Origin of the sequence: Pyxidicoccus xibeiensis (assembly GCF_024198175.1) — a bacterium.
GTDB classification, from domain to species: Bacteria; Myxococcota; Myxococcia; order Myxococcales; family Myxococcaceae; genus Myxococcus; species Myxococcus xibeiensis.
Genome location: NZ_JAJVKV010000007.1, coordinates 306,774 through 323,094, shown reverse-complemented (window position 1 = coordinate 323,094; position 16,321 = coordinate 306,774). Strand labels below are relative to the sequence as shown.

Genomic DNA, 16,321 nt, shown 5'->3' with positions numbered 1-16,321 from the left:
TGGACGGTGCCAAGGGGGAAGCAGGCGCCCGGCCCCCATGCGCTGCCTGGGCCTTACACCTCCACATTCACGCGCCTTCCCACCTGTGCAGCGGAGTAGGTGACGCCAGGCCGGAGGGCGGACAGGCGAGCGGCTCCGGGGCGCATGGACGTGTCGTCCAGGAGATGGGGCCACTGTCCGGCTGGAGGGGGCAGGGGAGGGAGCGGTGCTTCGCCCGGTCAGGCTTCCTCATCTGGCAGGAGCGTGCGGAGCAGGGCGTCGTCGGGACCGAGCGGGCGCCAGCCGGGAGGCGGTGGTGAGGCGAGGAGCGCATCGCCGGCTCGCCTCGCGCACTCCCTATGGGGTTCGGGGGTGTATGCCGACCACTGGCCGAGCGCGATGGCAACCTCCAGTCTGGCGTCGTCGTCCAGCACGCGCGGCCAGCCCATGGGGAGATACCTCGCCAGTTCGCGTACGAGCTGCCCGCGCACCAAGCGCGTGAGCTGATTGTTCCGCTCCGCTTCGGACACCAACCCGCTGAACACCTGCACCCCGGCAACGTCATCTGCGCCGAGTTCCTCCGCCAGCGCAATCAGAGAGGCAGTAGGCCGTGCCTCGGCGAAGGCGGTCAGTGATTCGTACCCGTGCTCGCGAACGCGCTCATAGAGACGGGCCTTCCAGTTCCCCTGCCAGGAGCCTCCGTTGGTCATCGCCTTCGCCCGGACGTGAAGTTCATCGGGATGCCGTACACCTTCATGTTCTCTCCGACGATCCTCAGGATCGCATTTCGCGTCAACGTCCGGCCAGCCCGGGTCTCGGCTTCAAGCAGTGCCTGCATGATCATCTGATTCCATTCGCCGGGCCAGGTGCGCCCCAGACGCCAGTGACCGCCTCCATGAATGGCTTGATGGTCTGCCGCCTCCAACCTGACGCAGAACTGGTCGATGCTCAGCTCACCGGTAAAGCCGCGCTGCTCGAACCAGGCACGATGCTCAGCCGGTAGCACATGATGCTTCGGTGCCTCTGACATGCCCGCGCCCGCCTTGCCGGTCTCGCGCATGGCGCGAACCTCGGGCCCATCACCCAGCGCGTCGCGCACGCCCTTGGGCAGGTCCTGGTTCGCCTGAGCCATCAACACCTGACCGCCGTGGATGCGGATGGCCGCGCTGACGGCTGGGACGGAGATGACGCCCGCTTGCACGAGCCGTCTCATCATCTCCACCCACTCGGCGGAGACGACAATCCGCGAGCCCACCATCACACCACCCGAGCCCATCACCAGGCCCACTCCGAGTGTGGCGGGTGCGGCAGGCGGCAGCCGTGGCAGCGACATCCTCAGCGCCGAGACCAGGGTGAGCATCTCCAGGGCCTGTACCGCCGCCATCGTCCTTCCAACGCGCTCCATGGAAACGCGCGCACCTTCGCTGATGGAGCCAAACTCGTGGGTGAGCTGGCCCATCAACCCGGGCATCGCGACGGACGCTGCCTCGACCTGCGTGGGGTCCTGGGAGGCGAGTGCTGCCAGGGTGGGCTCCATCCGTCCTTGCACCCGGTGCAGGTCCATGAGCAGCCGCTCGGCGCTGTAGGCGGGGCACTCTCGAAGCACGGTGTCGGCAAGTTGTAGGAAGTCGCGCCACGCGGCCAGCATCATGGCGCCGAACAGGGCTGCCTGGAGCCGGGAGCCCGTCATCCGAAGCATGCCCAGCTCCATGTCCGGGTCGACGACCTCGGAGGCTGCGTGCGTGAGCGCGGTGGCGCCACCGAGCACGCCGTGAAGCCATGGCAACCACTTGGAACCGAAGTCCAGGTAGCGGGTGAAGGCGCCATTGACTCCACTGAGGCCTCTGCCGCCGAGGCCGGGTGGACGGGCCGCGAGCTGGGAAAGCGCGTTGGCGGCGCTGCCTGTGGAGGCCTTCACATTGGCAATGGTGTCGAGCACCGCTTGCCGGGTCCGCATGGCGCTCTGTCGCCTGCCCGCGACGGCTTTCTGTTCGCTGTCCGAGTCTGCCCTCGTCGCGACGTCACGGGAGTGCTGACGCCGAGGCTGGCGCTCCGCTTTCTCGGCGTCGGTGATGGATGGCAGCGGAGTGCCGTGGGCTGGCATGAGCGAATTTGCATTCGCACTCGAGGGCCAGGCCTGGCTGGGCCTTGGCGTCGACACGCAACCGGAGGCGAAACCCGCCACGCACATCAAGACCACGGCGCCAATGCGTGTCACGTCCATGCTCGCCTCCTGGGCGGCCCGCTGCTGAAGCACGGTCCGAGACGGTACCAGCTGGCGGTTCTCCAACGTGCCGCAGTGCGCACCGTCACTCGTTCCGAGGCATGCGGTGGTACTCCCTCGCCGCGTCCTGCACGAAGAGCGTCGCCACGAAGTTCAGGAAGACGCGCACTCGGGGTGGCAGCTGGCGGTTCGCCGGATGGAGCGCGTGGATGGGGCGCTCCTCACTGGCATGTGCCTCGAGCACGGTGACGAGCGCGCCGGAGGCGAGCTCCCGCGCCACCATGAAGTCCATCATCCACGCGATGCCGAGCCCCATCACCGCGGCGTCGCGCAGCGTGGCGCCGTGGTTGACGTGGAGCGCGCCGCGCGGCTCCACCTGGACGGTGCCGCGTCCGTCCTTCAGGCTCCAGGGCGCAGGCAGGCCCTGGCGCAGGAAGCCGAGGCACTGGTGCCGGGCGAGGTCCTCGGGCGTGCGCGGGGTGCCGTGGCGCTCCAGGTAGGCGGGGGCGGCGCACGCCACCAGCCGCGCCACGGCGAGCTTGCGCGCCTTCAGTCGCGAGTCCGCCAGCGGGCCCATGCGGATGAGCACGTCGGCGCCCTCGGTGATGGGGTCCACCACCTCGTCGCGCAGGGTGAGGTGCAGCTCGACGCCGGGGTACTTCTCCAGGAAGCGGGGGAGCGCCGGGGCGAGGACGAGCTGGCCGATGACCTGCGGCGCCTCCACGCGCAGCCGCCCCGTGGGCCGGCTCCGGGAGCGCGCGAGGGACTCCTTTGCCTCTCCGAGTTCGCCCAGGATGCGCTGGCAGCGGGCGTAGAAGTCGCGCCCGTCGTCGGTGAGGCGCAGCGAGCGCGTGGTCCGCTGGAAGAGGCGCACGCCCAGCTCCTCCTCGAGCCGGGCGATGCGGCGGCTCACCGCGGAGGCCGTGAGGCCGAGCTTCCGCGCCGCGCGCGTGAAGTCGCCGTCCTCCACGGCGCGGACGAAGGCGTCGATGTTCGAGAGCGAGTGCATGGACACATGGGCGCGGCATTGATGCGCGGGACGCACAGATGATGTGCCCGGACCTCACTCGCACTCAAGTCGAGCGCGCGGCACAACCCTCACGTACTCCTTCGGAGGGACGTGTGATGCGTGCGATGAAGCCCCTGTCGACCTGGAGCCCGGCGGTTCGCTCCACTGCGGCCTCGCTGGCGGTGCTGCTCCTGACGAGCGTGCACCATGCCTACGGGGCCGCCCTCTACCGGACGCCCTGGCGGCTGCACATGGTGGGCGTCGCCGCCGTCACCGCCGTCGTGCTCCTGGGCTCGCTGGCCCTGCTGCTCGCGAGGCCCGGAAGCCTGGTGGCGCTCGGCGTCTTCACGCTGACGACACTCGGAATGCCCGTCGGGATGATTGGCGTCTTCGAGGGCGTGTACAACCACGTGCTCAAGAACGTCCTCTTCTTCGCGGGCACGTCCAGGTCGCTGCTGGAGCGGCTGTTTCCTCCACCGACCTATGAGCTGCCGGATGACCTCCTCTTCGAGCTGACCGGCGTGCTGCAGGTGCCTCCCGCCGTGCTCGCCGCTGTCTTCCTCCTCCACGTCTTCCGTGAGCGCCGGCCGGGCTCACGTCCCCGGCACCCGGGCATGCCAGAGGTGTTGTGACATGGGCACCGAGGGGACCATCGTCATCGTCGGCGGCTATGGGCAGGTCGGTCAGGCGGTGGCCCGCGCGCTGGCCTCCGACTTCCCGGGGCGCGTGGTGGTCGCGGGCCGGAATCCGGTCGCGGCCGAGGCGTTCGCCGCCACGCTGAGGCACGGAGTCCGGGGCGTCGGCTTCGACGTGGATGGAGGGGACGCGGAGGCGCTACTCCAGGGCGCCGCAGGGGTCGTCATGTGCGTGGACCCCCGCGGGACGGGCTTCGTCGAGCGCTGCCTCCGCGCCGGGGTGGACTACGTGGACGTGACGGCGAAGCAGGCGTCACTCGACGCCATCGAGGGACTCGACGCACTGGCCCGGAGCGCGGGCAGCACCGCCGTGCTCAGTGTCGGCCTGGCGCCCGGGCTGACGAACCTGCTGGCGGCCTGGGCTACGTCGCGGTTCGAGCGGGTGGACCGGCTGGACCTCTTCGTGCTGCTGGGCGCGGGCGATGCGCATGGAGCGGCGGCCATCGGGTGGACGCTGGACAACCTGGCGTCCGGGTTCGAGGTCTACCGCGACGGGCAGCCGCGCCGCGTGCAGTCCTTCGGTGAGGGCACCCGGGTGCGGCTGCCCGGAGAGGCCCGCGGGCGCGGTGCCTGGCGCTTCAACTTCCCCGACCAGCGCACCCTGGCGCGCACGCTGTCCATCCCCACGGTGTCGACGTGGCTGTGCTTCGAGCCGAGGCTGATGACCTCATTGATAGCGCTCGCCGTCCGGCTGGGGGTCGCGCGGTGGCTCCGAGTGCCCTGGCTGCGCCGTGCCCTGACGTCGCTCCTGCTGCAGGTGCACCCGGGGTCGGATGCGTGTGCCGTCATGGCGCGGGTGGAGGGGGTCGCCGGTGGCCAGCGCGCGGTGTGGGAATCCGGACTGTGGAGCCGGAAGGAGGCGGCGGTCACCGGGCAGGTGGCGGCCGAGGTCGTCCGCGACTTGCTCGCCGGGAACCGGCCCGGCGGTGTCCGTCACCTGGAGGCCTTCATGGCACCCGAGGGCGTGCTGCGGCGGCTCGAGGCGAGGTTCCCGGAGACCCGCCTCTGGTGTCCGTCCGTGGTGGACTGACGGCCCGGGGGGGCGGGGACTTCCATCGCGAGGGCATGGTACGAGAGCGCGGGTGAAGGCGTCGCGCGACGCTCGCCCGGGGTCCGCCGCGCTTCCCAGCCACTCGCCGGGCCACACCACGAGGACACTCTCCATGAAGCTCTTGAACTCGCTCGTCGCGGCGCTCGCGCTCGCGCTGCTCCTGCCCACGTCCCAGGCCGAGGCCTCCGACTATCCGCCGGACTACGCCGTCTGCAACGTGACGGACTCCAAGCTGGTGTCGCCCTTCGAGGTCATCCGCCGCACCACGAAGCTGCCGGGCCGCTTCGCCACGCTGACGGTCTCCTACCGGGGCTACCTGAAGAACAAGTACCCGGCCGACCAGATCTACCTGTTCGTGAAGCTCAACAACCAGTACGCCACGCTCAAGGCCACCGCCGGCACGAACAACGACGTCTACGTCTATCTGAACGCCGGCCCGCGCAACTGCGGCAAGTGCATGCGCTACATGAACACCCCGCTGTGCAACGCCCACTTCGCCGCGGGCGGCCAGGAGGGCGTGTGGGTGTGCGAGCAGCCCTCCGCCACGGAGAACCACGTCTTCCTCTACGGCTGGGACCAGTACGGCAACCAGAACGCGTGGGACCTCTACGTCGCGGCGACGGCCAACGGCGAGTGGGACAGCAACACGGGCGCAAACTTCTACGCACGCCTGCCGGCCCGTTCTTCCTGCTGGTAATCCCGTAGTCGGCGTGACGGCCCGCACGGTCACGCTTGACACCCCAGGCCCCCCGGCGGAAAAGCCGGGCCCAAGAAGGCGGCCTCGCCGTTTCCCCCCATGGGCCGCCGGGGAGCCCGGGATTGAAGCTCGCGACGCTCAAGGACGGAACCCGTGACGGCCGGCTCATCGTCGTCAAGCGGGACAACACGGCCTACGCGCTGGCCACCAACGTGGCCCTGACGCTGCAAGCCGCGCTCGACGACTGGGAGGCGAAGGAGCCGCAGCTCCGCGCGCTGGCCGCGCAGCTGGAGGCGGGCACCGTGCAGAGCCGCCCGCTGGACGTGCGCGGCCTGCACTCGCCGCTGCCCCGCGCCTACGAGTGGATTGACGGCAGCGCCTACCTCAACCACGTCATCCTGGTGCGCAAGGCCCGCAACGCGGAGCCGCCGCCCACGCTGAAGACCGACCCGCTCGTGTACCAGGGCGGCTCCGGCGACTTCCTGCCGCCCATGGCCGACATCCCCCTGGAGGACGAGGCCTGGGGCCTGGACTTCGAGGGCGAGGTCGTCGCCATCCTCGGCGACACGCCCCAGGGCACGAAGGCCACGGACGCGGAGAAGCACGTCAAGCTGCTGATGCTGGCCAACGACGTGTCCCTGCGCAACCTCATCCCCGACGAGCTGGCCAAGGGCTTCGGCTTCTTCCAGAGCAAGCCCGCCACCGCCTTCAGCCCCTTCGCGGTGACGCCGGACGAGCTGGGCCCCGCCTGGCGCGAGGGCCGCATCCACCTGCGCCTCCAGTCCGTCCTCAACGGCGTGCAGGTGGGTGACACCGACGCCGGCCCGGAGATGCACTTCTCCTTCTTCGACCTCATCCAGCACATCTGCAAGACGCGCAGCTACACCGCCGGCACCATCCTCGGCAGTGGCACCGTGTCCAACGCGGACCGCGCGCGAGGCATCTCCTGCCTCGCCGAGCGCCGGATGATTGAGACGATTGAGGAGGGCAAGCCGAAGACGCCCTTCATGAAGCCGGGCGACACCATCGACATCGAGATGCTCGACGGGCAGGGGCAGAGCGTCTTCGGCCGCATCGCCCAGACGGTGGTGAAGAAGTCATGAAGGACGTGCGCCTCTACAGCTACTGGCGCTCGTCCGCTTCGTGGCGGGTGCGCATCGGCCTGCAGCTCAAGGGCCTGAAGTACGAGTACATGCCGGTGCACCTCATCCAGGACGGCGGGCAGCAGCACTCGGCCGAGTACCGCGCCGTCAACCCGATGCGCACGCTGCCCACCCTGGAGTGGACCGACGACTCCGGCACCCTGCGCCGGCTGTCCCAGTCGCTCCCCATCCTGGAGTACCTGCAGGCCTGCCTCCCCTCGCCCGCCCTGCTGCCGGCGGACCCCTACCTCCAGGCCCGCAGCCGCATGCTGGCGGAGCTGGTGAACTCCGGCATCCAGCCCCTGCAGAACCTGTCCGTGCTGCAGCGCATCAAGAACGAGCTGAAGGGGGACGACAAGGTGTGGGGGGCCTACTGGAATGCCCGGGGCCTGGAGGCGTTCGAAGCGGCGGTAAAGCCCACGGCAGGGCGTTATTGCGTGGGCGACGAGGTGTCGCTGGCGGACATCTGCCTGGTGCCCCAGCTCTTCGGGGCACGTCGGTTTGGAGTAGACCTGTCGCCCTACCCCACGGTGCTTCGCATCGAGGCGGCGTGTAACGAGCTCCCCGCCTTCCAGGCGGCCCACCCGGACCGGCAGCCCGACGCGGCGCCGGCCTGACACTCACGGAACTTCAAGGAGGCGCGGACATGGCCAAGCAGGAATCGCTGGGCATCAAGACTCTCGAGAGCATCCACTGGTACGTGCATGACCTGGAGCGCAGCCGCAACTTCTACACGAAGAGCCTGGACTTCGCGGAGCTGGGCATCTCGTCGCCGGAGCTGGAGAAGCAGGGCCGGCAGAAGTCCGCGGTGTTCCAGGCGGGCGACATCGTCCTGATGGTGAGCCAGCCGGTGGGCGAGGGCGGCCGCGCGGCGCGCTGGCTGCGCAAGCACCCGGACGGCGTGGGCACGCTCAACTTCGAGGTGGAGGACGCCGAGAAGGCCTTCCGCCTGCTGGACCAGCGCGGCGCCACCTTCATCACCGACATCCTGCGCTTCGACGACGAGCGGGGCGGCAAGCTGTCGATGTTCTCCATCACCACGCCCTTCGGTGACACCACGTTCCGCTTCGTCCAGCGCGACGGGTACAGCGCGCTGTACCCGGGTTACATCCGCCACGCCACGCCCGTGGGCGGGAAGAACAAGTACGGCTTCGGCCGGGTGGACCACGTCACGTCCAACTTCCAGACGATGCGGCCCATGCTCCTGTGGATGGAGCACGTCATGGGCTTCGAGAAGTTCTGGCACATCGAGTTCCACACCGAGGACGTGGCGGCCAAGGAGAAGCGGGCGCACGGCAGCGGCCTGAAGTCCGAGGTGATGTGGGACCCGAAGAGCGGCGTGAAGTTCGCCAACAACGAGCCGTACCGGCCGTTCTTCAAGGCGAGTCAAATCAACATCTTCAACGAGGACCACAAGGGTGACGGCGTGCAGCACCTGGCGCTCACCGTGAAGGACATCCTCACCGCGGTGAAGGACATGCGGCAGGGCGCCGGCATCGAGTTCATGCCCACGCCCGGCACGTACTACGACGCGCTGCCCGAGCGCATCCAGAAGCTGGGCATCAAGAAGATCGACGAGGACATCCAGACGCTGCGCGACCTCGAGGTCCTCATCGACGGGGACAAGGAGCACAGCTACCTGCTGCAGATCTTCATGAAGGACGCGGCCAGCCTCTACAAGGAGCCGTCGGCCGGTCCGTTCTTCTACGAAATCATCCAGCGCAAGGGCGACCAGGGCTTCGGTGGCGGCAACTTCCGTGCGCTGTTCGAGAGCATCGAGCGGCAGCAGCAGGCCGAGAGGCGGCTGTAGCGTGTCCTCCAGGACGCGTGTCGCTCAGTCGTTGCTGAGCGGCACCGTCCGGGGCGGGTAGGGTCCGGGGGATGTCGTCCCCCCATGAGGTCACCGCCACCACCGCGCCCGGCCGGGCCACGGCGCTGAAGGAGCTGGCGCTCCTGTTCCTCCGGCTGGGCACCACCGCATTCGGTGGCCCCGCGGCCCACATCGCGATGATGGAAGACGAGGTGGTGCGTCGCCGGAAGTGGCTGACGCGCGACGAGTTCGTGGACCTGCTCGGCGCCACCAACCTCATCCCCGGGCCCAACTCCACGGAGCTGGCCATCCACATCGGCCACCGGCGCGCGGGCTGGGCCGGCCTGGTGGTGGCGGGTACCTGCTTCATCCTCCCGGCCTTCTTCATCGTGGCCGCCATCGCCTGGGCGTATTCGCGCTACGGCGACCTGCCCCGGGTGGACGCGCTGCTGTACGGCGTGAAGGCCGTCATCATCTCCGTGGTGCTCCAGGCGCTGTGGGGCCTGCTGCGCACCGTGGTGAAGACGCGGCTCGCTGCCGCCGTGGGCGTGGCCGCCGTCGTGGCCGGCTTCCTGGGCGTACACGAGCTGCTCCTGCTGTTGCTGTGCGGGCTCGCCGTGCTGCTGTGGCGAGCGGGGGAGCGGCGTGGGCGGCCTGCTCCGGGTGGTGCCAGCGACCCGGCTTCGGAGCCTGCTCGCAAGGGGGAGCCGGGGGCGGGGCGGGAGGCGTCGCCGACTCCGGAGGCCGCTCCGGGGCCGGGCCGAGGCTCCGGGGCCGGTGGCACGACCGCCGCCGTGTCGCCACTCTGGTTGATGCCCTTCACAGGCGCGGTAGCCACGGCGGTGCCCTTCACCCTGCACGGCCTCTTCCTCTTCTTCCTCAAGGTGGGCTCGGTGCTGTACGGCAGCGGCTACGTGCTGCTGGCCTTCCTGCGCTCGGACCTGGTGGAGCGCTACGGCTGGCTCACCGAGGCACAGCTGCTGGACGCGGTGGCGGTGGGGCAGGTGACGCCCGGGCCCGTCTTCACCACGGCGACGTTCATCGGCTACGTGCTGGGCGGTGCGCCCGGCGCGGTGGTGGCCACGGTGGGCATCTTCCTGCCCGCCTTCATCTTCGTCGCGCTGAGCGGGCCGCTGGTGCCCCACCTGCGCCGCTCGTGGGTGGCGGGGGCCTTCCTGGACGGCGTCAACGTGGCGTCGCTGGCGCTGATGGCCGTGGTGACGTGGCAGCTGGGGCGCGCGGCGCTGGTGGATGCGTGGACGGTGGGGCTCGCCGTCGTGTCCGCGGTGCTGCTCATCCGCTTCCGCGTCAACTCCGCCTGGCTTGTGCTGGGCGGAGGCGCGGTGGGCGTGCTGGTGGCGGGAGGCCTCAGCGCGGGGTGAGCAGCGCCTCGCAGGTGCCCACCTCATCTCCGGACAGGTCCCCGCGCCGGTCCGTGCAGCGCAGCCGGAGCCCCGCGCCCTCGGCGACCGTCTCACAGGTGCGGTTGCCGCTGATGGACTGCCCGCCCGCGTCCCGCGGCACGGTGCCACCATCCGCGCCCACGTGGAAGGTGAAGTCCGCGCTGTGCAGGTACCAGTGGCCGCCCGCGCGCAGGTCGAGGTCGTCCCTGTTGGTGTTGCCGAATCCAGGCAGGTCGGTTCCCGGCGATGCCTCCACCGTGATGCTGCACGCATCCTCGGAGCTGCTCACACGCAGGGTGCCCGCCGCGCCGCACGTGTTGTTGCTCACGTCGAAGGTGACGTCCTGGGCCGCGTGGGCGCACTCGCGGGCCGAGTCGGCGACGAGCAGCACGGCGGTGGTGGCCAGGACCGCGGCGGCGGCGAGGTTCTTCATCAGGACATTCACGAGGTGGCTCCGGTGGGGTGGGGGGAGGCGGCCGGCGCTCGCGAGACGCGAGTGGCACGGCCGTACAGCAGCGCCGCCCCGAGGAGGGGCAGCATGAGGAGGTCGGTGGGGTCGGCCACGGCGCGGAAGCCGGTGAGGCCCAGCGGGGCACCCAGCGGGCGCAGCAGCTCGCAGAAGAGGTCCGCCGCGGGCTGCGACACCTTGAGCGCGGTGAAGAGGAGCGCGGTGAAGACGGCGCCCACCTTCACGCGGGTGGCCCGGGGCCAGCGCGTCACCAGCGCCAGCAGCGCGGAGACGTAGAGGGGCAGGAAGAAGCAGATGGCGACATCGGACAGCTTGCCGGTGAGCGCGTTGTGGAAGACGGGCTTGAGCCAGCGGTCGTTCACCGCCATCAGCGCCACCGCCGCGAGTGGCAGCGGCGCGAGGAACTCCGGCATGGCGGGCAGGCGCTTCACAGCCGCCCCTTCCCGCTGAGCAGCGCGCGCAGGAGGATGCCGTCCGTGAGCAGCTCCACCGGCGCCCGGTCATCGGTGAGCACCTCGGCGGGGGGCGCCAGCCGCAGCTCGCCGGCCACGCGCCTCGCCAGCGGCCGCAGCGACTCAGGCAGGCTGTGCGTGCGCCTCGCCAGCCGCCGGGTCTGTCCGGGAGCACCGGCGTAGAGCAACGTGTTGCTGGGGTTGTGCGCGTCCGCCGCCAGCACCTCGGGGAACACCGAGGCCAGCGTGGCGCCCACCGCGTCCACCACCGCGCGCTCGCTCCGGTAGCGCCCCACGTTGAAGCACGCCACGCCGCCGGGCTCGAGGTGCGCGGCCACCGCCGCGACGAACTCGTGCGTCGTCAGGTGGAAGGGCACATAGGGGAAGCGGAACGCATCCACGATGATGGCGTCGTAGCGGCGCGAGTCCTTCGCGAGGAACGCTCGCGCGTCTCCGATGTGCACCTCCACCTCCGGCGGCAGGCCGAGGTGCGCGCGCCCCAGCCGCACCACCTCCGGGTCCAGCTCCACGCCCACCACCTCCACGCCGGGGTACGTCTCGCGCAGCCCGCGCGCGCTCGTGCCCGCGCCCAGGCCCAGCAGCAGCACCCGGGGCGCGCGAGGCTCCCGCTGTGCCATGGCGGGCGCCAGCAGGTAGTGGGCGAAGACCTCGCCGCGCACCGGCAGCCCTGGCCTCCAGAGGCTCTGCACGGCATAGCCCTCGTCGAAGACGAGCTGCCGCGTGCCATCCGGCGCCACCAGCGCCTGGACGAAGGAATAGGGCGACTCCGCCACCTCCACCGCCTGCGGATGACGGGGAAGCGCATACGGCCCCAGCACCATCGCCAGCACCGGGGCCCCCACCGCCACCACCTGCCAGCGCCACCCCAGGCCCGCCGCGGCCGTGACGCCCAGCACTCCCGCGAAGAGGGCCATGGCGCGCGCGGTGCCCAGCAGGGGCAGCACGGCGAAGGCCGCCAGCAGCGTCCCGGCGATGCTGCCCACCGTGGACGCCGAGGACAGCCGCCCCGCGTACGCGCCCGCCGACTCCACGCCGCCCAGCCCCACCCGCAGCACGTACGGCCCCACCGCCCCCAGCACCAGCAACGGAGGCAGCGCCGCCAGCACCACCAGCACGACACGGCCCAGCCCCTCCAGCGGCCGTCCGCCCAGCGCCGCCGCCGTGGCTCCGGGCAGCAGCCCGCGCGCGAGGAAGGGCAGCGCCGCCAGCAGCAGCGCGGCGACACAGAGCGCCATCCGCAGCGGCTCCATCCGCTGCCACCGGTCCGCGGCGCGGCCTCCCAGGTGCGCCCCCAGCGCGAGGCCTCCCAGCACCAGGGAGATGAGCGCCGCCCACACCGGGGTGCTGCTCCCGAAGTAGGGCGCCACCAGCCGGGACGCGGCCATCTCCGAGGCCATCACCGTCGCGCCGCAGATGAAGGACAGCCAGGTCAGCGAAGAGGGCTTCATGGGCGTGCCCCGAGCAGCAAGGCCCGTTCCACCGGGGGGAGCCTTGGAAAATCAATGCCTGCTCGACGGGAACGCCCGGCCTTTCATGACAGCCATGTCAGGCCCGCACGACTGCGTCCTATGCGGCCCGGCGCCTCCGCGCGGCGGCGATGGCCAGCCCGAGCACCACAAGGGGCACGCCCAGCACCACCAGCCACAGCCACAGCGGCTCGGCGCCGTGCACCACCGCGCGCAGCTCGCGGCCCTCGGCGGGCCCGTCCACCAGCTCCGCCAGCGGCAGTTTCCACTCCACGGTGGTTTTCTGCTCGTTCACCGTGCCGTTCGTCTCGCCGATGCTCGGCCCGTGCACGCGGACGGTGATGTGGTTCTTCACCAGGAGGGCCCGCATCATCCCCTTCGCCAGCTCCTGTGGCGCCTGCTCCGTGGCGTCTCCGTCACGAGCGCCCGTTGCCACTTTGTCCGGCGTGAAGCGCTGCGTGAAGGCATGGTCGCCGCCGCTGCGCTCCAAGCTCAGCTCCCAGTTGCCCGGCGTGGGCTGCCCGTCGCGGGCCGGGTCCATCGCCAGCGTCTGGAACATCTCCGGCAGCTTCGGCGGGGCGTGGCGCGCGAAGAGTCAGGAGCCATGGCCGCCCAGTATGGCGGCCCCGTCTCAGGCGGTGAAGGGCAGGGGGGCGACCTTCGCCGTGGCCGGGCCCTCCGCCAGCGTCAGCTCGGTGCCCGGCTCCAGCGAGTCACGGTGGACATACCCCAGCGCCACGCGCTGCCCCTTCACCGGCGAGCGCACCACGCTGGTGAGCCAGCCCACCTTCTTCTCCCCGCGCCGCAGCTCGGTGCCCGGCGCCGCGTCCACGTCGCCCAGCAGGAGGCCCGTCAGCTTGCGGTTCATGTGCCCGCGGAAGGTGGCCCGGGCGATGACCTCCTGCCCGATGTAGCAGCCCTTGTTGTAGGAGATGGCGCCCGCCAGGTTCGCCTCCAGGGGGATGGTGGTGTCCACCATGTCCTGCCCGTACCGGGGCACCCCCGCCTCCACGCGCAAGAGCTCCAGCGCCTCGAAGCCCAGGGGCTTCATCCCATGCGCGGCGCCGGCCTCCACCAGGGCCCGCCACACCGGCTCCAGACCCGCGCGCGGCACCCACACATCCACGCCATGGGGCTCCACCGCGGTGTTCCCGACGAGCCAGACCTCCTGGCCGGCGAGCACGCCCTGCCGGGCGGCGTGGTGCTCCAGGAGCGGCTGGGGGCCACCCAGGGCGCCAGCCAGTACACCGGCCGTTTGGGGGCCGAGCAGCCGGAGCAGGGCGTACTCCCCCGTGGCCTCGTGCAGCTCCGCGTCCTCGGAGATGAGGTATTTCTCCAGGAACTCCCGCACCTTGGCGCCAGTGCCGGGCTCCAAGTCCAGCAGGAGGTCCGCCTCCCGCTTGAGGATGCGGGCGTCCGCCACCATGGCCCCCTTCACGGTGACCAGGGCGGCGTAGGCCGCCGAGCCCACGGGCAGGTTCTTCACCTCCTGCGTCACCATGCCGTGCAGGAAGGAGGCCCGGTCCTCCCCCGTTATCCGGAGGATTTCGCGGTAGGAGGCGTCGTGGAGGGCGACGGCCTCACGTGCCGCCCGGTACTCTGCCTCCCCATCCCCATACGTGGCCACGGCCTCCCGGCCGCCCACGAAAATGAAGCGGGCGCCCGTCCCCTCGTGAAGAAAATGCAGAGACAGCGGTTCCATGTCCGTCGCTATATAGAGGCGAAGGAGCGAATGCCACGATGGATGTGAAGCACCTGTCCGACTTCCAGGGGTTCTCCGCGGAGAAGCTCCAGAAGCACAACGTGTTCCAGTCCGGGCGCTTCTTCCTCGACGTGTACTGCCTCCAGCCCGGGCAGGCCCAGAAGCCGCACCGCCATGCCACGTCCGACAAGGTATACGTCGTACTGGAAGGGCGCTGCCGCTTCCGTGTCGGCTCCGAGGAGGAGGTGCACGGCCCTGGTGCCTCCATCTTCGCCCCCTCGGGGTCCGAGCACGGCGTCGCCAACGACGGCCCGGAACCCGCCCGCCTCCTCGTCCTGATGACCCCGCCCCCGGAGCACGCATGAGTCAGAAGTCCTCCTCCAAGGCGCCCCCCGCCAAGGCCTCCCCCGCCACCTCCGTGCCCACGCGCGGCGCCATGGCGCTGCTGGTGCTGGGCCTCGCCGAGAGCGGGCTCGCCATCTTCCAGTGGATGCAGCTGCTCACCCTGCGAGGGGGCGGCGCCACCGTGTGCGGCGTGTCCGACACGGTGAACTGCGAGACGGTGTGGAACTCGCCGTTCGCCAGCCGCATCCATGAGCTGCTCGGCATCCCGGTGGCCGGCCTGGGCCTCGTGTGGGGCCTGGTGGCCGCGGGGCTGTCCGCGCTGTACCTGGCGTGGGCGCGCTCGGGCCGCTCGGTGCGGCCGGCGGCCAACGGGCTGCGGCTGGTGGCCGTGGCTGGCGTGGTGTCGGTGGCCGTGTTCGGCATCGCGAGCGCGGACGCAGGGGCGCTGTGCCCCACGTGTCTGGGCACGTATGCGCTGGTGCTGGCCTTCGCGGGCGTGGCCTGGCGCGGGCTGCCCGGCCCGGTGGCGCCCGCGGCCGGCGAGTGGGGCTCCACGCTGAAGTGGACGGTGGGCTTCACCGCCGCGGCGTTCGTCGCGATGCTGCTGCCCGGCAATGCCACGCCCAAGGCGACGGCGAGCCCCGGTGGCTCGCTGGCGACGGCGGCGCCCGTGGCGGGCCAGCCGGTGCCGCCGCCGCCCGCGTCGCTGGAGGCGTACCTCCAGGGGCTCAACCCCGAGCAGAAGCAGTTCATCGCGGACGGCCTGGCGCAGTACCGCAAGGGCACGCCGCTGCCGGCCGTGGCGCCCGCGCGGCACCTGTACGGGCCGGTGGACGCGCCGGTGAAGATTGTCGAGTGGACGGACAGCAAGTGCCCGCACTGCAAGTCATTGGTGGAGGAGCTGGCCATCCTGAAGAAGCGCGTGCCGGAGGGGAAGATGTCGCTGGAGGCGCGGCAGTTCCCGCTGGATGGCGCGTGCAACCCGGCGATTCCGCGGCGGGGCGGCCTGGACGCGCCCACGGTGCGGTGCACCGCGGCCCGGGCGCAGATCTGCCTGGAAGGGGCGAAGGACTACTGGACGCTGCGCGAGAAGCTCTTCGCGGCGCAGGCCATCCTCGACACGGAGCGGGTGCTGGAGATTGCGTCGTCCGGCTCGGTGTCGCGCATGCAGCTGGATGCGTGCATGTCGAGCCCGCAGACGGCGGCGAAGCTCCAGGAGGACTCCAGCTACGCCATGCGGCACCACATCAGTGGCACGCCGCTGGTGGTGGTGAACGGGCGCACGGCGCTGCCGTCCGCGCCGCTGCTGCTCGCGCTGGTGATGGCGGAGGGCAACCCGAGCGCCCCTGCCTTCGACATGCTGCCTCCGCCGCGGCCGATGCCGGCCGGGGGGCATGACGACCACGCGGGTCACAACCACTGACGGGACGCACCCCCAAAGCCATGGGCAAGCGTGACAAGAAGGACGAGGCGCCGGCCGCTGTGGCGGCGCCGTTCAACAACCCCTTCGCCGCGCTGGCCCCGAAGCGCGAGGCGCTGCCCCAGGCCGCGCCCGCGCCGGTGGCCCCGCCCTCCGCGAAGAAGCCCGAGCCGAAGGGCCCGGCGCGCGCGGTGGTGCGGATGGAGCGCAAGGGGCGGGGTGGCAAGGAAGTGACGGTGGTGGAGCACCTGGAGCTGCCCGTGCCCCAACGCGAGGTGTGGCTCAAGGCGCTGAAGAACTCGCTGGGCTGCGGGGGCGTGGTGGAGGGCGATGCGCTCGTGCTCCAGGGCGACCAGCGGGACCGGCTGCCGGCGCTCCTGGAGGCGCGGGGCGTGCGCAAGGTCACCGTCGGCTGAGATTGGTAGGGCGGGCGGGC

At 71.0% G+C, this 16,321-nt stretch carries 18 protein-coding genes; 10 read left to right on the top strand and 8 right to left on the bottom strand.

What is annotated here, in order from left to right; all coding sequences use genetic code 11:
- Positions 1–218: 218 nt before the first annotated feature.
- The 3 genes from LXT23_RS30590 to LXT23_RS30580 form a co-directional block, all read right to left on the bottom strand.
- On the bottom strand, positions 219–689 hold the full coding sequence (locus LXT23_RS30590) for an NUDIX hydrolase (protein WP_253983879.1): 471 nt from the start codon (positions 687–689) through the stop codon (positions 219–221).
- Positions 686–2,203 (bottom strand): DUF2380 domain-containing protein, encoded by a 1,518-nt coding sequence (locus LXT23_RS30585; protein ID WP_253983878.1) that lies wholly within the window; start codon positions 2,201–2,203, stop codon positions 686–688. The genes LXT23_RS30590 and LXT23_RS30585 overlap by 4 nt, the downstream gene beginning before the upstream one ends.
- Positions 2,204–2,288: 85 nt before the next feature.
- Entirely contained in the window at positions 2,289–3,212 is a 924-nt protein-coding gene (locus LXT23_RS30580; RefSeq protein ID WP_253983877.1) for a LysR family transcriptional regulator, read from the bottom strand.
- Between the two features lie 116 nt (positions 3,213–3,328).
- Here LXT23_RS30580 and LXT23_RS30575 point away from each other — a divergent pair, with 116 nt between their 5' ends.
- The 7 genes from LXT23_RS30575 to LXT23_RS30545 all read left to right on the top strand — a co-directional run bounded on the left by LXT23_RS30575 (position 3,329) and on the right by LXT23_RS30545 (position 9,989).
- Complete coding sequence (locus LXT23_RS30575; RefSeq protein ID WP_253983876.1) at positions 3,329–3,844, top strand: hypothetical protein; 516 nt, start codon at positions 3,329–3,331, stop codon at positions 3,842–3,844.
- 1 nt (position 3,845) lies between these two features.
- Positions 3,846–4,937, top strand: coding sequence for a saccharopine dehydrogenase family protein (locus LXT23_RS30570; protein ID WP_253983875.1), 1,092 nt, complete (start codon positions 3,846–3,848; stop codon positions 4,935–4,937).
- Positions 4,938–5,070: 133 nt separating this feature from the next.
- Positions 5,071–5,655, top strand: a complete 585-nt coding sequence (locus LXT23_RS30565; protein WP_253983874.1) for a hypothetical protein — start codon at positions 5,071–5,073, stop codon at positions 5,653–5,655.
- Positions 5,656–5,777: 122 nt separating this feature from the next.
- Entirely contained in the window at positions 5,778–6,758 is a 981-nt protein-coding gene (locus LXT23_RS30560) for a fumarylacetoacetate hydrolase family protein (RefSeq protein ID WP_253983873.1), read from the top strand.
- A complete protein-coding gene (gene maiA / locus LXT23_RS30555) occupies positions 6,755–7,414 on the top strand; it encodes a maleylacetoacetate isomerase (protein WP_253983872.1) in 660 nt (219 codons plus the stop codon). Before LXT23_RS30560 ends, maiA begins: the two co-directional genes overlap by 4 nt.
- Positions 7,415–7,443: 29 nt before the next feature.
- Positions 7,444–8,607, top strand: coding sequence for a 4-hydroxyphenylpyruvate dioxygenase (hppD, locus tag LXT23_RS30550; protein WP_253983871.1), 1,164 nt, complete (start codon positions 7,444–7,446; stop codon positions 8,605–8,607).
- A 71-nt stretch (positions 8,608–8,678) separates the two neighbouring features.
- Entirely contained in the window at positions 8,679–9,989 is a 1,311-nt protein-coding gene (locus LXT23_RS30545) for a chromate transporter (protein WP_253983870.1), read from the top strand.
- On the opposite strand, the gene LXT23_RS30540 is transcribed toward LXT23_RS30545, so the two are convergent.
- The 5 genes from LXT23_RS30540 to ygfZ form a co-directional block, all read right to left on the bottom strand.
- Positions 9,976–10,455, bottom strand: a complete 480-nt coding sequence (locus LXT23_RS30540) for a hypothetical protein (protein ID WP_253983869.1) — start codon at positions 10,453–10,455, stop codon at positions 9,976–9,978. The two genes, LXT23_RS30545 and LXT23_RS30540, sit on opposite strands and share 14 nt — an antisense overlap.
- Positions 10,452–10,910, bottom strand: coding sequence for a hypothetical protein (locus LXT23_RS30535; protein WP_253983868.1), 459 nt, complete (start codon positions 10,908–10,910; stop codon positions 10,452–10,454). Before LXT23_RS30535 ends, LXT23_RS30540 begins: the two co-directional genes overlap by 4 nt.
- Complete coding sequence (locus tag LXT23_RS30530) at positions 10,907–12,400, bottom strand: spermidine synthase (protein ID WP_253983867.1); 1,494 nt, start codon at positions 12,398–12,400, stop codon at positions 10,907–10,909. The genes LXT23_RS30535 and LXT23_RS30530 overlap by 4 nt, the downstream gene beginning before the upstream one ends.
- 118 nt (positions 12,401–12,518) lie before the next feature.
- Complete coding sequence (locus tag LXT23_RS30525; protein ID WP_253983866.1) at positions 12,519–12,977, bottom strand: hypothetical protein; 459 nt, start codon at positions 12,975–12,977, stop codon at positions 12,519–12,521.
- Positions 12,978–13,049: 72 nt separating this feature from the next.
- Positions 13,050–14,120, bottom strand: a complete 1,071-nt coding sequence (gene ygfZ / locus LXT23_RS30520; RefSeq protein WP_253983865.1) for a CAF17-like 4Fe-4S cluster assembly/insertion protein YgfZ — start codon at positions 14,118–14,120, stop codon at positions 13,050–13,052.
- Positions 14,121–14,158: 38 nt separating this feature from the next.
- Between ygfZ and LXT23_RS30515 the strand changes: the two genes are divergently transcribed.
- From LXT23_RS30515 to LXT23_RS30505, 3 genes are read left to right on the top strand one after another with little or no spacing between them, the layout of a single operon-like run.
- The gene (locus LXT23_RS30515) at positions 14,159–14,485 is read left to right on the top strand and encodes a cupin domain-containing protein (protein WP_253983864.1); all 327 of its coding nucleotides are present in this window, start codon (positions 14,159–14,161) and stop codon (positions 14,483–14,485) included.
- Positions 14,482–15,888, top strand: coding sequence for a vitamin K epoxide reductase/DsbA family protein (locus LXT23_RS30510; RefSeq protein ID WP_253983863.1), 1,407 nt, complete (start codon positions 14,482–14,484; stop codon positions 15,886–15,888). Before LXT23_RS30515 ends, LXT23_RS30510 begins: the two co-directional genes overlap by 4 nt.
- A 20-nt stretch (positions 15,889–15,908) precedes the next feature.
- The gene (locus LXT23_RS30505; RefSeq protein WP_253983862.1) at positions 15,909–16,301 is read left to right on the top strand and encodes a translation initiation factor; all 393 of its coding nucleotides are present in this window, start codon (positions 15,909–15,911) and stop codon (positions 16,299–16,301) included.
- Positions 16,302–16,321: the final 20 nt, after the last annotated feature.

What these genes read in the sequence shown, in the direction of transcription:
- LXT23_RS30590 (WP_253983879.1), bottom strand. Translation starts at nt 689, where the DNA reads ATGACCAACGGAGGCTCCTGGCAGGGGAACTGGAAGGCCCGTCTCTAT.
- LXT23_RS30585 (WP_253983878.1), bottom strand. Translation starts at nt 2,203, where the DNA reads ATGGACGTGACACGCATTGGCGCCGTGGTCTTGATGTGCGTGGCGGGT.
- LXT23_RS30580 (WP_253983877.1), bottom strand. Translation starts at nt 3,212, where the DNA reads ATGCACTCGCTCTCGAACATCGACGCCTTCGTCCGCGCCGTGGAGGAC.
- LXT23_RS30575 (WP_253983876.1), top strand. Translation starts at nt 3,329, where the DNA reads ATGCGTGCGATGAAGCCCCTGTCGACCTGGAGCCCGGCGGTTCGCTCC.
- LXT23_RS30570 (WP_253983875.1), top strand. Translation starts at nt 3,846, where the DNA reads ATGGGCACCGAGGGGACCATCGTCATCGTCGGCGGCTATGGGCAGGTC.
- LXT23_RS30565 (WP_253983874.1), top strand. Translation starts at nt 5,071, where the DNA reads ATGAAGCTCTTGAACTCGCTCGTCGCGGCGCTCGCGCTCGCGCTGCTC.
- maiA (WP_253983872.1), top strand. Translation starts at nt 6,755, where the DNA reads ATGAAGGACGTGCGCCTCTACAGCTACTGGCGCTCGTCCGCTTCGTGG.
- hppD (WP_253983871.1), top strand. Translation starts at nt 7,444, where the DNA reads ATGGCCAAGCAGGAATCGCTGGGCATCAAGACTCTCGAGAGCATCCAC.
- LXT23_RS30545 (WP_253983870.1), top strand. Translation starts at nt 8,679, where the DNA reads ATGTCGTCCCCCCATGAGGTCACCGCCACCACCGCGCCCGGCCGGGCC.
- LXT23_RS30530 (WP_253983867.1), bottom strand. Translation starts at nt 12,400, where the DNA reads ATGAAGCCCTCTTCGCTGACCTGGCTGTCCTTCATCTGCGGCGCGACG.
- LXT23_RS30525 (WP_253983866.1), bottom strand. Translation starts at nt 12,977, where the DNA reads ATGTTCCAGACGCTGGCGATGGACCCGGCCCGCGACGGGCAGCCCACG.
- ygfZ (WP_253983865.1), bottom strand. Translation starts at nt 14,120, where the DNA reads ATGGAACCGCTGTCTCTGCATTTTCTTCACGAGGGGACGGGCGCCCGC.
- LXT23_RS30515 (WP_253983864.1), top strand. Translation starts at nt 14,159, where the DNA reads ATGGATGTGAAGCACCTGTCCGACTTCCAGGGGTTCTCCGCGGAGAAG.
- LXT23_RS30510 (WP_253983863.1), top strand. Translation starts at nt 14,482, where the DNA reads ATGAGTCAGAAGTCCTCCTCCAAGGCGCCCCCCGCCAAGGCCTCCCCC.
- LXT23_RS30505 (WP_253983862.1), top strand. Translation starts at nt 15,909, where the DNA reads ATGGGCAAGCGTGACAAGAAGGACGAGGCGCCGGCCGCTGTGGCGGCG.